Source organism: Corallococcus carmarthensis (assembly GCF_003611695.1).
Classification (GTDB): domain Bacteria; phylum Myxococcota; class Myxococcia; order Myxococcales; family Myxococcaceae; genus Corallococcus; species Corallococcus carmarthensis.
Genome location: NZ_RAWE01000249.1, coordinates 1 through 13,914 on the forward strand (window position 1 = coordinate 1; position 13,914 = coordinate 13,914).

Below are 13,914 nucleotides of genomic sequence, written 5' to 3' on the forward strand. Positions count from 1 at the left end.
GGGCTGGGGCGGTCGGAATGCCTCCCCGCGCTCGAGCAGGCGCTGTCGGCGGAGCAGGACGCGCTGGCCCGCGTGGCGCTGTCGGACGCGATGGCCCGGTTGTCGGGGCGGTGAGGGGAGGACTCGGATGCCACGCTTCGACGAGGGCCGCCCGGAGATGACGCTGGAGGAGTTCCGGCTGCTGCGCGACCACGTCTACGCGCACTGCGGAATCCTCATCCACGAGAACATGAAGTTCGTGATGGAGCGCCGGCTGTGGCCCCGGCTGGAGGCGTTGGGCATCCAGGACTTCGGCTCCTATCACCGCTACCTGCGCTACGACGCCCAGCGCAGCGCGGAGCTGGAAGCGGCGGTGGAGTCCCTCACCACGCACGAGACGTACTTCTTCCGCGAACCCGCGCAGCTCAAGGCCTTCTGCGAGGAGCTGCTCCCCATCCTGGAGAAGCGCAACGCGCACACGCGGCGGCTGCGGCTGTGGTCGGCGGGGTGTTCCTCCGGCGAGGAGGCGTACACGGTGGCCATGCTGCTGAAGGACAGCGGCCGCTTCGACGACTGGGACGTGGAGGTGTACGGCACGGACCTGTCGCGCCGCGTGCTGGCCGTGGCCCGCCGCGCCGAGTACGGCCCCAGCGCCCTGCGCGCGACGCCGCCGGACCTGCTGGAGCGCTACTTCATCCCCGTGGGCGTGAACCGCGTCCGCGTGCGCGACGACGTGAAGGCGTGGGTGAGCTTCGGCCATCACAACCTGGCGGACGTGGCGGGCAGCCAGCTGGTGCCGCGCACGGACGTCGTCTTCTGCCGCAACGTGATGATCTACTTCGACCAGGCCGCGCGCCGCCGCGTGCTGGGCGTCATCCGCGACCGGCTCTGTCCCGGGGGCTACCTGCTGCTGGGCCACGCGGAGAACCTGCTCAGCCTGGGCGCGGACTTCGAGCTGGTCCACCTGAAGGGCGACCTCGTGTACCGCCGGCCCGAGCTTCCGGGCGGGGAGGGCCGCTGATGCCACGCCCGCTCAAGGTGCTCGTCATCGACGACTCGGCCACCAACCGCCGCACGCTCACCACGCTGCTGGAGTCCTCCTCCGACGTGCAGGTGCTGGACTGGGCGCAGGATGGCGAGGAGGGGCTCCGGAAGGTCCTGGACCTGAAGCCGGACGTGGTGACGCTGGACCTGGAGATGCCCCGGCTGGGCGGCCACACCTTCCTGCGGCTGCTCATGCGCGCGTCGCCCACGCCCGTCATCGTCATCTCCAGCTACTCGCACAGGTCGGACGTGTTCAAGGCGCTGGAGCTGGGCGCGTTCGACTTCATCGCCAAGCCGCCCCAGGTCACACCCGCGGCGCTGGAGCACCTGCGGCGCGAACTGCTCGACAAGGTGCACGCGGCCCGCAACGTGAAGTCCGGTGGGGGGCGTCACGGGGCCGCGCTGCGCACCGCCGTGCTGTCGGGGGAGGTGCCGCAGGTCATCGCCGTGGGCGCGTCCACGGGCGGGCCTCCCGCGGTGCAGCGGCTGTTGGAGGGGCTGGCCTCCGAGCCGTCCGTCAGCGTGCTGGTGGGCCAGCACATGCCCTCGCAGTTCACCCGGGCCTTCGCGGAGCGGTTGGACCGCATCGGTCCTTTCACGGTGACGGAGGCGTGCGAGGGCGACGTGGTGACGCCGGGCCACGTCTACATCGCGCCGGGCGGGCGGCACCTGCTGCTGTCGGACCGCACCGGACGCCTGGAGCTGCGCACGCCGTCGCCGGTGCCCGCGGAGAAGTACGCACCGTCGGTGGACCGGCTCTTCGAGAGCGCGGCGGAGGTGTTGGGCCCCCGCGCGGTGGCGGTGGTGCTGACGGGCATGGGGGCGGACGGAGCGCAGGGCGTGCGCGCGGTCCGGCGCGAGGGCGGCGAGACGTGGGCCGAGTCCGAGGACACCGCGGTGGTGTACGGCATGCCCAAGGAGGCCGTCGCCACCGGGGCGGTGACCCGGGTGCTTCCATTGGACGACATCGGTTCGGAGCTGGCCCTGCTGGTGCGCCGCCGCAAGCAGTCCTCCGGGCAGTGAATCGCCCGTTGCACGACAGCCGCCGCACAATCCCGGGCCGGGCGGCGCGCCGGTGCTAGGCTGAGGACCATGTCGCAGCAGATCCGTGCGCTGGTGGTGGATGACTCGCAGGCCATGCGCCGCAGCATCATGTACGCGCTCCAGCGCCTGGCGGGCGTGGTCTGCATCGAGGCGCAGGACGGCGTGGAGGGGCTGAAGAAGCTGGCCACGCAGGGCCGCTTCGACCTGGTGATGACGGACATCAACATGCCGTTGATGGACGGGCTGAAGCTCATCCACCACATCCGCCAGACGGAAGACCACCGGGCCGTTCCCATCGTCGTCGTGACGACGGAAGGCGCGGCCGCGGACCGGGAGCGGGCCATGGCGCTGGGCGCCACGGCGTACCTGGTGAAGCCCGTGCAGGCCCGCGTGGTGCTGGACACCGTGAAGGAACTCCTGAAGCTCGGCTGAGCTTCGCCAAGGAGACCCAAGGGCACGCATGGAACCGGCGTTGGACGTCGAGGGGTTGGAGAAGACGTACGGCGCGGTGCGGGCGGTGCGCGGGCTGTCCTTCCAGGTGGCTCCGGGCGAGGTGCTGGGGCTCGTGGGGCCCAACGGCGCGGGCAAGACGTCCACGCTCCGGTGCCTGGCAGGCATCCTTCCGCCGTCCGTGGGGCGCGTGCGGGTGGCGGGGTTTGATCTGGCGGTGGCGCCGGTGGAGGCGAAGCGGCAGCTGGCGTTCCTTCCGGACGAGCCGCGCTTCTTCGAGTACCTCACCGTCTGGGAGCACCTGAACTTCACCGCGCGCCTCTACGGCGTGGAGGACTGGGAGGAGCGGGGACGCGCGCTCCTGGAGGAGATGGAGCTCACCGGGCGGGAGAAGTCGCTGCCGGGCGAGTTGTCGCGGGGCATGAAGCAGAAGCTGTCCATCGCGTGCGGCTTCCTGCACCAGCCCCGGCTCATCCTCCTGGACGAACCGCTGACGGGGTTGGATCCGCTGGGCATCCGCCGGATGAAGGCATCGTTGCGCCGCCGCGCGGAAGAGGGCACGGCGCTGGTGCTGTCGTCGCACCTGCTCCCGCTGGTGGAGGAGCTGTGTCATCGGCTGCTCGTCATCGCCGGAGGGCGCGCGGTGGCGTTGGGTTCGCTGCCGGAGATTCGCGAGCAGATGGCGGGCGGGGCAGGGGACGGCGCATCGCTGGAGGAGCTGTTCGTGCGCATCACCAGCGCGGCGTCGGCGGAGGAGGAAGCGCGGGGGAACGAACCGGCGTGAGCTTCCCGAGCGCGGTGGCGTTCCTCTGGGTGAGGACGTGGCGCAACCGGGTGGTGCGCCAGGTGCAACGGCTGAAGCGCCCGCGCTACCTGCTGGGCGCGCTGGTGGGGCTCGCGTACCTGTACTCGCTGGTGGGGCGCAGCGTCTTCGTGCAGGGCACGGGCCGCGCGGTGTCCCCCAACGCGAGGCTGTTCGCGGAGTTCTCGCTGGAGGTCTCGGTGCTGGGCACGCTGGTGACGGCGTGGGTGCTGGGCGCGGACCGGCCGGCGCTGACCTTCACGCAGACAGAGGTGCAGACCTTCTTCACCGCGCCCGTCACGCGGCATGCGCTCCTGCACTACAAGCTCCTGCGTGGCCTCTTGAGCGCGGGGCTCGCGGCGCTGGCGGCGACCCTCTTCGTGGGGCGCTTCACCAGCCCCCGGCCGGTGCTCTTCTTCCTGGGCGCGTCGCTGGCCATGGGGACGCTCTACCTGCACGGCACCGCGGCGTCCTTCGTGCGCGCGTGGCTCGTGTCTCGCGGGCGCTGGGGCAGCGCGGTGCGGTGGACGGTGGTGGGCCTGGTCCTCGTGGCGGGGATGGGCACGCTGCTGTCCACGCTGCGCGAGCACCCGCTGCCAGAGAACCTCTCCGCGCCCTTCGCCGTGCGTGAGTGGCTGCGCGACGTGCTCGACGCGCCGGGTCCCCGCGCGGTGCTGTGGCCGGGTAGGGCGTTGGTGGCTCCCTCGATGGCGCGCAGCTGGCAGGACTTCCTGCGCTACCTGCCCGCGTCGCTGGCGTTGCTCGTCGCGCACTACGCCTGGGTGCTGGCGGTGGAGGTGCCCTTCGAGGACTCGGCGGTGGCCGGGGCGGACGCGCGAACGCGGCAGCGGGCCCAGCGGTCCTCGCGCGCGGGCAACCTGCGCGTGGGCCGCGTGCCCTTCGTGCTCAAGGCCCTGGGGCGTCCGGAGGTGGCGCTGCTGTGGAAGAACCTCATCGCGCGCAGGCGCATGGGCAGCGGCCTGGCGATGCTGCTGTCCTTCGGGGTGCTGGGCGCGATCTTCGCGCTGGTGATGGGGGACACGCGGCTGTTCTCCAACAGCCGTGAGTTCCTGGGCCCCATGGCCCTGATGGTCGCGGTGGCCATGGCCGTGATTGGCCCGAGCGCGTTCCGCACCGACCTGCGCATGGACCTGCCCAAGCTGGAGCTGTTGCGAGCACTGCCGCTCACGGGGCGGCAGGTGGTGGGCGCGGAGCTGGGGGCTTCCGCGCTGACCCTGGGCGTGGCGCAGTGGGTGATGTTGCTCGTGGCGCTGGTGCTGGGCGTGGGCACGGACGACGAGACGCTCGCGCCCTGGTCCACGCCGGTGGTGCTGGGGCTCCTGCCGGTGTTGCCCGCGCTGGGGCTCGCGGGGTTGTTCGTGCAGAACGCGGCGGTGGTGCTGCTGCCCGCGTGGATTCCGGCGGACTCGGAGCGGGCGCGCGGCGTGGAGGCGCTGGGCCAGCGGCTGCTCACACTGATGGGCACGCTGGTGGTGACCTTCCTGGGACTGTTGCCGGCCGCCGTGGTGGCCCTCCTCGTGGGCTATCCGCTGTTCACTGTCGTGGGGCGCTGGGCGGTTCCGCTCGCGGGGCTGGCGGCGGCGGGGGCACTCTTCGCGGAGGTGGCGCTGGGCGTCGCTGTCCTGGGCCGCGCCTTCGAGCGGCTGGACGTGTCGGAAGAACAGTCGAACGAAGCGTGAGCGCGAGCACGAAGGGAGCACTCCATGAAGGTCGGCTTCATCGGGTTGGGGAACATGGGCATGCCCATGGCGAAGAATCTGGCCGGCGCGGGCCATGAGCTCGTCGTCTGGAACCGCACCGAGTCCAAGGCGGAGCCGCTGAAGCAGCAGGGCGCGCGCGTGGCGAAGACGCCCGCCGACGCCGCTCGCGACGCGGAGGTCGTCGTGTCCATGCTCGCGGACGACCCCGCCGCGGAAGCGGCCGTGCTGGGCAGGGACGGCATCGTCAGCGCCCTGCCGAAGAACGCCATCCACGTCTCCTCCAGCACCATCTCCGTCGCGCTGTCGGAGCGACTGACGAAGGCGCACACGGACGCGGGGCAGGGCTACGTCTCCGCCCCCGTCTTCGGCCGGCCCGAGGCCGCGGCGGGCAAGCAGCTCTGGGTCGTCGCCGCGGGCCCCAAGGCGCAGGTGGAGCGCGTGCGTCCGGTGCTCACGGCCCTGGGGCGTGGCCTCACGGAGCTGGGGGAACGGCCGTCCGCCGCGAACACGGTGAAGCTGTCCGGCAACTTCCTCATCGCGTCGATGATGGAGGCCCTGTCGGAGGCCTTCGCGCTCGCGGAGAAGTGCGGCGTGGAGCGCGCCGCGTTCCTGGACGTCTTCAAGTCCGTCTTCGCCCGTGCGCCCATCTTCGAGAACTACGCGGGCGCCATCGCGAAGGGGCAGTACACGCCCGCGGGCTTCGCGCTGCGCCTGGGCCTCAAGGACGTGACGCTGGCGCTCGAAGCGGGCCGGACGGCGGAGGTGCCCCTTCCGCTGGCCAGCCTCCTGCGCGACCACTTCCTCACCGGCGTCGCGCAGGGACGCGGTGACGAGGACTGGTCCGCGCTCGGCGCGCTCGCCCAGGAGCGCGCCGGCATCACGAAGAAGGGTTGAAACGCGAAGGGGCTACTCCTTCTTCTTTCGCAAGACCTCCGCGGGATGGTTGCGGCGCTCGGACCCGAGGAAGACGGACAGGACCAGCACCAGGGGATTGGGCAGGAAGACGAGGATGAGGATGAGGACGAGCCGGCAGGCGCGAATGCACCTGCGCAGGCCCGCCTTGAGGACGCGCAAGCAGGCGCGTCCCGCACGCAAGAGGGGCGGCATGGAGAGCTCCAGGGACTGAGTGACCTTCCAGGGACGGGACCTCTGGAAGCCCTCAGTGCAGGAGCGCTCGATGCAGCAGGAAGTAGCGGCGCGACGGCCCCGGGAGCCGCGAGGCCCGGGCAACGCCGCCAGGCGACGTCCCGGCGTGAACCTCCGCGGGCCATGACGACCGGGGAGCCTCGGTCCGGGCAGGTGCCTGCGCCTGGAGCCGGGCCGCGGGAGCGCGCCGCTCGACGAGGACCGCGACCGCGGCCTGGGGCCCTGGCAGGGGATGCGCGGAGGCACCGGTGCCCAACGCCAGCGCGACGCACGCCAGCGCCAGCCTCAACCAGCGAGCCACCTGATGCGGATGCCAGGACACGGTGCCCAACGTAGCCAGGGCCTGGCGCCGGTCAATCCAGCCCCGAAAAGAAAGGGCCTCCCGGGGACATGCCACGGGAGGCCTTTGCTGACTTCAGTGCGTCGCGGCGCGGACTAGAACGTCGCGGAGCCCGGCACGCGCGGGTAGGGGATGGCGTCGCGGATGTTCTGCAGGCCGCAGATGTAGACGATGAGCCGCTCGAACCCCAGACCGAAGCCCGCGTGCGGCACCGTGCCGTAGCGGCGCAGGTCGCGGTACCACTGGTAGTGCGCGGGATCGAGGCCGAACTTCCTCATGCGCGCATCCAGCACGTCCAGGCGCTCCTCGCGCTGGCTGCCGCCGATGATCTCACCGATGCCCGGGGCGAGCACGTCCATCGCGGCCACGGTCTTCCCGTCCTCGTTGATGCGCATGTAGAAGGCCTTGATGGCCTCCGGGTAGTTCATCACCACCACGGGCCGGCCCACGTGCTCCTCGGTGAGGTAGCGCTCGTGCTCCGTCTGGAGGTCCTTGCCCCACTCCGGCGCGTACTCGAACTTCTTCTTCGCCTTCTGGAGGATGGAGATGGCGTCCGTGTAGTCGATGCGCTCGAAGCTGGAGCCGATGAACTTCTCCATCCGCTCCGTGACGCCCTTCTGCTGGCGCTCCTCGAAGAACTTCATGTCCGGCGCGCACTCGTCCAGCACGGCCTTGAACACGTACTTGAGGAACCGCTCCGCCAGCGCCGCGTCCTCGTTGAGGTCCGCGAAGGCGATCTCCGGCTCAATCATCCAGAACTCGGCCAGGTGCCGCGTGGTGTTGCTGTTCTCCGCGCGGAACGTGGGCCCGAACGTGTAGACCTTCGACATCGCGAGGCAGTACGCCTCCACGTTCAGCTGCCCGGACACGGTGAGGTAGGCCTCCTTGCCGAAGAAGTCCTTGCCCCAGTCGATCTTCCCATCCGGCCCGCGCGGCGGGTTGGTGGCGTCCAGCGTGGACACGCGGAACATCTGCCCCGCGCCCTCCGCGTCGCTCGCGGTGATGATGGGCGTGTTCACCCAGCAGAAGCCTTCCGAGTGGAAGAAGCGGTGCACCGCCTGAGCCGCCGCGTTGCGCACGCGGGTGATGGCGCCGAAGGTGTTGGTGCGCACGCGCAGGTGCGCCACCTCCCGCAGGAACTCCAGCGAGTGCTGCTTGGGCTGGATGGGGTAGGTGTCCGGGTCGTCCACCAGCCCCAGCACCTGCACTTCATCCGCCTGCACCTCGAAGGCCTGCCCCTTGCCCTGGGACTGCACCAGCGTGCCCCGGCAGATGACGGAGGCGCCCGCGGTGAGGTGCAGGATCTCCTTCTCGTAGTTGGGCAGCGAATTGGGCGCGACGACCTGGATGGGGTCGAAGACCGACCCGTCGCTCACGTTGACGAAGCTGATGCCCGCCTTGGAGTCGCGGCGCGTCCGCACCCAGCCGCGCACCTCCACCTTCGAGCCCGCTTCGACGGCCCCCGACAGGGCCTTCTTCACACTCACGACCTGCATGGTGCTCTCCCTCTGCTCCAGACCGGGAAGGCGAGTTAGTCGCGCCCGGCCCCGAGGGCAAGCACCGAGCGAGGCCCGCCCCCGGCTTGGGGCCGGCCTGGCCCCCTCCCACCCGGGTTCCCGGTCAGGGGCCCCGGGGCGCCAGCCGTCCAGGCTTTCGACGCGCCAAGACTTGTTGCCCGCGTGTCCTACCTCCCGCTAAGAGTCCGAGGAGCCATGGCGATGAACGAGCGTTACGAGCCGCAGTCGATTGAAGGAAAGTGGCAGACCCGCTGGGAGCAGGAGGGCCTCTTCCGGGCAGGCAGGCGTCCGGACGCCCCCAAGAAGTACGTCCTGGAGATGCTGCCGTACCCCAGCGGCCAGATGCACATGGGGCATGTGCGCAACTACCTCATCGGGGACGTCTACGCGCGCTACTTCCAGATGCGCGGCTTCGACGTGCTGCACCCCATGGGCTGGGACGCCTTCGGTCTGCCGGCGGAGAACGCGGCCATCAAGGACGGCGTCCACCCGGCCATCCGCACCCGCGAGAACATCGAGTCGTTCAAGGCGGAGATCAAGACGCTCGGCTACAGCTACGACTGGTCGCGCGAGGTCAACACCAGCCAGCCGGAGTACTACCGCTGGAACCAGTGGTTCTTCCTCCAGATGCTCGAGCGCGGGCTCGTCTATCGCCGCTTCAGCAAGGTGAACTGGTGTACCGGCTGTCTCACCGTCATCGCCAACGAGCAGGTGAAGGACGGCCGCTGCGAGCGCTGTGACTCCGAGGTGCAGGACAAGGAGATGCCCGAGTGGGCGTTCCGCATCACGAAGTACTCGCAGGACCTGCTCGACGCGCTCGACACGCTCAAGGAGTGGCCGGACCGCATCACCTCGGCCCAGCGCAACTGGATTGGCCGCTCCGACGGCGCGGAGGTGGACTTCCGCGTGCAGGGGCATGACGCCGCCCTGCGCGTCTTCACCACCCGCGTGGACACGCTCTACGGCTGCACCTACGTGGTGCTCGCGCCGGACCACAAGCTCGTGGCCCAGGTGACGACGGCCGACCGCCGCGCGGACGTGGACGCGTTCGCGAAGAAGATGGCCGCGCAGAACAAGACGGAGCGGCTGGGCGAGGACGCGGAGAAGGAGGGCGTCTTCACCGGTGGCTACGCGCTGAACCCGGTGTCGGGCCAGCCGGTGCCCATCTGGATCGCCAACTTCGTGGTGAGCGACTACGGCACCGGCGCGGTGATGAGCGTGCCGGCGCACGACGCCCGCGACTTCGCCTTCGCGCGCAAGTACGCGCTGCCCGTGCGCGTCGTCATCCAGCCGGCGACGGGCGACAAGCTCGGTGCCGGGGAGACGCTGGAGGCGGCCTACACGGAGGACGGCGTGCTGGTGGACTCCGGTGACTTCACCGGCGTGCCCTCGGCCGAAGCGCGCGTGAAGCTGGCCGCGAAGCTGGAGGCGCAGGGGCAGGGCAAGGCGACGGTGACGTACCGCCAGAAGGACTGGGGCTTCAGCCGCCAGCGCTACTGGGGCACGCCCATCCCCATCGTCTACTGCGAGAAGTGCGACCCGGAGCGCAAGGGCATCCCCGTCCCGGAGGATCAGCTCCCGGTGCGCCTGCCGGACATCGACACGCAGGCGGTGCTCACCGGCAAGGGTGAGCCGCCGCTCGCGAAGGTGCCGTCCTTCGTCAACGCGACCTGCCCCAAGTGCGGCGGGCCCGCGCGCCGGGAGACGGAGACGATGGACACGTTCGTCGACTCCTGCTGGTACTTCGCGCGCTACCTGTCGCCGAAGTACGACGCCGCGCCCTTCGACCCGAAGGAGGGGAAGCGCTGGCTGCCGGTGGACATCTACGTGGGTGGCCCCGAGCACGGCGTGATGCACCTGCTCTACTTCCGGTTCTGGACCCGGGTGATGAAGCTCCTCGGGCTGTCGCCGGTGGACGAGCCCGTCACGCGGCTGATCACGCAGGGCATTGTCAACGGCGCGGACGGCCGCAAGATGGGCAAGCGCTACGGCAACGGCGTGGCGCCTTCCACCATCGTGCAGAAGTACGGCGCGGACACCGCGCGCACCTACGTGCTCTTCGCGGGCCCGCCGGAGCGCGACTTCGACTGGTCCCACGAGCAGGTGGAGGGCGTGTTCCGCTTCCTCAAGCGCGTGTGGACGCTGGCCGCCACGCACCACGCTTCGTCGGTGGACGCCACGTACTCGGGCCCCTACGAGGGCAAGGCGCTGGAGACGCGCCGCGCGGTGCACAAGTGCCTCAAGCGCGTGACGGAGGCCATCGAGCGGCTGTCCTTCAACACCGCCGTCGCGGGCGTCATGGAGTGCGTGAACGCGCTCTACGCGGTGGGCACGCCGGAGACGCCCGCGGAGAAGGCGGCCATGGGCGAGGCGATGCGGCTGCTCGCGCGCATCCTCACCCCGCTGGCGCCGCACATCGCGGACGAGCTGGCGGAGGCCTACGGCGCGAAGGCGTCCACCGTCACGGAGGCCTGGCCGGAGTTCGACCCGGCGCTGGTGGTGGATGACGTGATCCCGTACGCCGTGCAGGTGAACGGCAAGCTGCGCGCGGAGGTGCGCGTGGCGGCGGACGCGGGCGAGGCGGACGTGCGCGCGGCGGCGGAGGCGGACGACAAGGTGAAGGCCGCCCTCGAAGGCAAGACGCTGCGCAAGTTCGTCTTCGTCCCCAAGCGGCTGGTGAACTTCGTCGTCGGCTGACGGCGGGAGAAGGAGGGGCGGTGCCCGCGGAAGTGCTCGTCATGTGCTCCGCCTGCGGGCGCCCCCAGTCGGCGGCCCGGCGCCGCTGTGCCTTCTGCAACGCGGAGCTGCCGGAGGCGCCCCTGCCGGCGGTGTCTCCGGCTGCACCCACGCCGACGCCACGCGTCTCCCCGCTGGCGCTGGATCTGGGCAACCGGCGCGCCCTGGCGGTGAACGACGAGCAGCTGTCGTTCCAGGGGCGCCCGGGCGGGGGCCCGGCGCTCGACGTGCCCTGGTCGCGGGTGAAGCGGCTGGAGTGGCGCACGCGGCCCTACTTTGAAGCCTTGGGGCTGCTCGCCTTCACCGCGCTGGGCTTCTGGGCGCCGGCGCAGGCGGTGCGGTTCATGGCCTTCGCGGCGGGCGTCATCGGCCTGCTGCTCGCGGTGCTCTACCGCCACCATGGCCTCACCGTGGAGCTGGAGGACGGCACGCGGATGCAGTGGCCGCTGGGCATGGCGATCCGAGGCTCCGCCCGCGAAGCGCGGCTCACCGCGGCCCGTGCCGTGCTGGTGGACGCCGGGCGCGCGCGAGGCATCCCGCTGGGCGGCTCCGGCGCTTGACGGAGGATCGCGGCCGGGTAGGGTGCGCGCCCATGCGGCCCTCAAGGAACGCGGTGCAGGCGGGTGTGGTGAAGGCGTTCCGGTGGAGCGTGGCCGCCGCGGCGATGCTGGGGGCCGGATGTGGCTACCGCTTCAGCCCGTGGGGCTCAGCGCTGCCGGAGGGCGCGGGGCAGGTGTGCGCGCCCATCTTCGCCAACGAGACGGCGGAGCCCGGGCTGGAGAACCTCTTCACGCGCTACCTGCGCAACCAGCTCATCCAGGCGGGCCGGCTGGCCAGCGCTCCCAGCTGCGCGTCCACGATTGAAGGGGGAGTGCTCAACATCTGGGCGTCCCCGACCATCATCCCCAACAACTACCGCATCTCCACGACCGTGCGGCTGCGCCTCGTGAAGGAGGGGCGGCTGCTTTCGGAGACGGTGGTGTCGGGAACCGAGGACTACCTCCAGGGACGTGGAAACGTCCTGGAAGCGGAGGCCAACCGTCAGGCCGCGCTGGCGCGCCTGGCGGAGCAGCTCATGCGTGACGGCTACGATCGGCTGGCCAGCACCTGGTGAGGACCGGGGAACCCGGTCCTCAACGCGCGGTGGTGCAACGGTACGACTAGGCCTTCTTCGCGGCGGCCTTGGCCAGCCGGGAGATACGGCGCGCAGCAGTGCGCTTGTGAAGGACGCCCTTGCTGGCCGCCTTGTTGAGGGTCTTGGAAGCCGCCTTCAGCGCGTCCGTCAACTTCGAACCGTCCTTGGAGGCAATGGCCTCGCGGGCGGACTTGACGGCGTCCTTCACGGACGTCCGGACATTCACGTTCCGGGCGCGGCGCTTCAGGGACTGGCGGTAACGCTTCTCTGCAGACTTGGTGTTCGCCAAGGCAATGCTCCAGCGGAAGGCAAGGCAAGGAAAAAGAGGGGCCGTCCTTACTGCGACGCCCCCGTTGCGTCAAGGCACGCGTGCGATCGCGATCAGGATTTCCGGTTCCGGAACCCCCGGGAGGCCTCCGGAATGCCCCCGGAGCCCCACTGACGCCGCTCGCGGGAACAATCAAGCCGGCGGGGCGGCGTATTCCCACCGCAGCCCGGCCGGATCCAGGAAATGGAAGCCCGCCGCGGAGCTGGAACCCGCCACCAGCCGCTCCGGGTGGTGCGCCCGGAACAGCTCCAGGAGCCGGGCGACGGCCACCTGCGAGGGCGCCTCCAGCGTGAGGGCCACCGGGGCGCTGGCGGCCGGAGCGCCCGGCGTGAAGACGAGCCCCAGGCCCGCGCCCGTATAGGCCGCCGTCCCGTCCGGCGACCGGGTGGGGGCCCAGCCCAGCCAGGAGGCCACGGCGTCCCAGAAGGCCCGCTGGGCCGCCACGTCCGGCACCGCCAGGCGCAGGGTGGCCACGGACGCGCGCGGCGGGTGGCTGGGCGGTGGCAGCGCCTTCTCCACGGCCTTGGCGGCCTGCCAGTGGCGCTCCATGTGCTCCAGCGTGGCGCCGCCGAAGGGGACCTGCTCCTCGTGCAGCTTCGCCTCGATGTACTGGAAGCGGCTGACGAAGCGGCGCGTGGCCATGCGCAGCGCGTCCTCCGCCGGCGTCTTCACGAAGCGTGCGAGGTTCGCGAGCGAGAACAGGACGTCCCCCAGCTCGTGCTCGATGGCGTCCCGGCCGCCGGACGCGATGGCCTCGTCCAGCTCGCGCAGCTCCTCGTCCAGCTTGCCGCGCACCCCGGCCAGGTCCGGCCAGTCGAAGCCGATGCGGCTGGCCTTCTCCGTGAGGCGCTCGGCGCGCAGCAGGGACGGGGCCGCGGTGGGCACGCCGTCCAGCACGGAGCCCGCACGCCCCGTCTTCTTCTTGCGCTCCTCCGCCTTCAGCTGCGCCCAGTTGGCGAGCACCTGCTCGGCGCCCTCCACCTGCTGATCCCCGAACACGTGCGGGTGCCGGCTGGTGATCTTGTCGCTGATCGCCGCGCACACGTCCGCCATCGTGAACTCGCCCAGCTCCGCCGCCAGCTGCGCGTGGAAGACAATCTGGAAGAGCAGATCCCCCAGCTCTTCGCACAGGGGGCGCCAGGGGCCGCCGTCGGAGACGCGGTCCATCTCGTCCAGGACCTCGAATGCCTCCTCGGTCAGGTAGGGGCGCAGCGAGCGCAGGTCCTGCTCGCGGTCCCACGGGCAACCGCCCTCGGCCCGCAGCCGCCCCATGATCTCCACCAGTCGTTCCAGCTCTGTTCCAGGCGCCGCCATTCATTCACTCCCGGGCAAATCCCCCCGCCGCGCGTTCCTGTAGCACGGGCGCCGGGCACCACATGATTTCGGATCGTCCGCGCTGTCGCCTATCATCGGACCTCCGGATGCTCCGCTCGTTCCTCGGCCTGTGTTGCAGCCTCGTGCTGCTTGTCCCCGCGCGCGCCCCTGCGTTGATGCAGGAGCCGCTCCTGCGCATCGAGGAGAAGGTCATCGAGCCGGAGCCAGACCCCAGCTCCTTCCAGGCCACGGACGATGATCCGGAGACCGACGCCGCCTCCGAGGAGGCCGACGAACCGGATCCCGAGCCCCGCCCCGACATCAAGCGCCGCGTCATCGCCCCGCCGCCCGTCAAGCC

Annotated in this window: 14 protein-coding genes and 1 pseudogene; 10 read left to right on the plus strand and 5 right to left on the minus strand. The window is 70.9% G+C overall.

Features of this window, described 5'->3' with window-relative positions:
- Positions 1 to 127 precede the first annotated feature (127 nt).
- The 6 genes from D7X32_RS38355 (at position 128) to D7X32_RS38380 (ending at position 5,934) form a co-directional block, all read left to right on the plus strand.
- The gene (locus tag D7X32_RS38355) at positions 128 to 1,000 is read left to right on the plus strand and encodes a CheR family methyltransferase (protein WP_171449104.1); all 873 of its coding nucleotides are present in this window, start codon (positions 128 to 130) and stop codon (positions 998 to 1,000) included.
- The gene (gene cheB, locus D7X32_RS38360; RefSeq protein ID WP_120607484.1) at positions 1,000 to 2,046 is read left to right on the plus strand and encodes a chemotaxis-specific protein-glutamate methyltransferase CheB; all 1,047 of its coding nucleotides are present in this window, start codon (positions 1,000 to 1,002) and stop codon (positions 2,044 to 2,046) included. The genes D7X32_RS38355 and cheB overlap by 1 nt, the downstream gene beginning before the upstream one ends.
- A 69-nt stretch (positions 2,047 to 2,115) precedes the next feature.
- Entirely contained in the window at positions 2,116 to 2,499 is a 384-nt protein-coding gene (locus tag D7X32_RS38365) for a response regulator (protein ID WP_120607485.1), read from the plus strand.
- Between the two features lie 28 nt (positions 2,500 to 2,527).
- The gene (locus D7X32_RS38370; protein WP_120607486.1) at positions 2,528 to 3,301 is read left to right on the plus strand and encodes an ABC transporter ATP-binding protein; all 774 of its coding nucleotides are present in this window, start codon (positions 2,528 to 2,530) and stop codon (positions 3,299 to 3,301) included.
- The gene (locus D7X32_RS38375; protein ID WP_120607487.1) at positions 3,298 to 5,019 is read left to right on the plus strand and encodes a putative ABC exporter domain-containing protein; all 1,722 of its coding nucleotides are present in this window, start codon (positions 3,298 to 3,300) and stop codon (positions 5,017 to 5,019) included. The genes D7X32_RS38370 and D7X32_RS38375 overlap by 4 nt, the downstream gene beginning before the upstream one ends.
- A gap of 24 nt (positions 5,020 to 5,043) precedes the next feature.
- On the plus strand, positions 5,044 to 5,934 hold the full coding sequence (locus D7X32_RS38380) for an NAD(P)-dependent oxidoreductase (RefSeq protein WP_120607488.1): 891 nt from the start codon (positions 5,044 to 5,046) through the stop codon (positions 5,932 to 5,934).
- 12 nt (positions 5,935 to 5,946) lie between these two features.
- Here D7X32_RS38380 and D7X32_RS38385 read toward each other — a convergent pair whose 3' ends face one another.
- From D7X32_RS38385 to asnS, 3 genes are all read right to left on the minus strand, one after another.
- Complete coding sequence (locus D7X32_RS38385) at positions 5,947 to 6,147, minus strand: hypothetical protein (protein WP_244239416.1); 201 nt, start codon at positions 6,145 to 6,147, stop codon at positions 5,947 to 5,949.
- Between the two features lie 52 nt (positions 6,148 to 6,199).
- Positions 6,200 to 6,508, minus strand: coding sequence for a hypothetical protein (locus D7X32_RS45165; RefSeq protein WP_147450433.1), 309 nt, complete (start codon positions 6,506 to 6,508; stop codon positions 6,200 to 6,202).
- Positions 6,509 to 6,621: 113 nt separating this feature from the next.
- Positions 6,622 to 8,022: an asparagine--tRNA ligase gene (gene asnS / locus D7X32_RS38390; RefSeq protein WP_120607489.1), complete on the minus strand. Its 1,401-nt coding sequence runs from the start codon at positions 8,020 to 8,022 to the stop codon at positions 6,622 to 6,624.
- Positions 8,023 to 8,238: 216 nt separating this feature from the next.
- Here asnS and leuS point away from each other — a divergent pair, with 216 nt between their 5' ends.
- From leuS to lptE, 3 genes are read left to right on the plus strand one after another with little or no spacing between them, the layout of a single operon-like run.
- Positions 8,239 to 10,740, plus strand: coding sequence for a leucine--tRNA ligase (leuS, locus tag D7X32_RS38395; protein ID WP_120607490.1), 2,502 nt, complete (start codon positions 8,239 to 8,241; stop codon positions 10,738 to 10,740).
- Between the two features lie 20 nt (positions 10,741 to 10,760).
- Positions 10,761 to 11,339, plus strand: a complete 579-nt coding sequence (locus D7X32_RS38400) for a hypothetical protein (protein ID WP_120607491.1) — start codon at positions 10,761 to 10,763, stop codon at positions 11,337 to 11,339.
- 32 nt (positions 11,340 to 11,371) lie between these two features.
- Positions 11,372 to 11,893 carry an LPS assembly lipoprotein LptE gene (gene lptE, locus D7X32_RS38405; protein WP_171449109.1) on the plus strand — a complete coding sequence of 174 codons (522 nt, stop codon included), beginning with the start codon at positions 11,372 to 11,374 and terminating at the stop codon, positions 11,891 to 11,893.
- A gap of 46 nt (positions 11,894 to 11,939) precedes the next feature.
- Here lptE and rpsT read toward each other — a convergent pair whose 3' ends face one another.
- Positions 11,940 to 12,203 carry a 30S ribosomal protein S20 gene (gene rpsT / locus D7X32_RS38410; protein WP_120555482.1) on the minus strand — a complete coding sequence of 88 codons (264 nt, stop codon included), beginning with the start codon at positions 12,201 to 12,203 and terminating at the stop codon, positions 11,940 to 11,942.
- A 171-nt stretch (positions 12,204 to 12,374) separates the two neighbouring features.
- The gene (gene mazG, locus D7X32_RS38415) at positions 12,375 to 13,556 is read right to left on the minus strand and encodes a nucleoside triphosphate pyrophosphohydrolase (protein WP_120607492.1); all 1,182 of its coding nucleotides are present in this window, start codon (positions 13,554 to 13,556) and stop codon (positions 12,375 to 12,377) included.
- Positions 13,557 to 13,663: 107 nt separating this feature from the next.
- Between mazG and D7X32_RS38420 the strand changes: the two are divergent.
- Positions 13,664 to 13,914, plus strand: a pseudogene (locus tag D7X32_RS38420) (hypothetical protein); the annotation flags it as partial.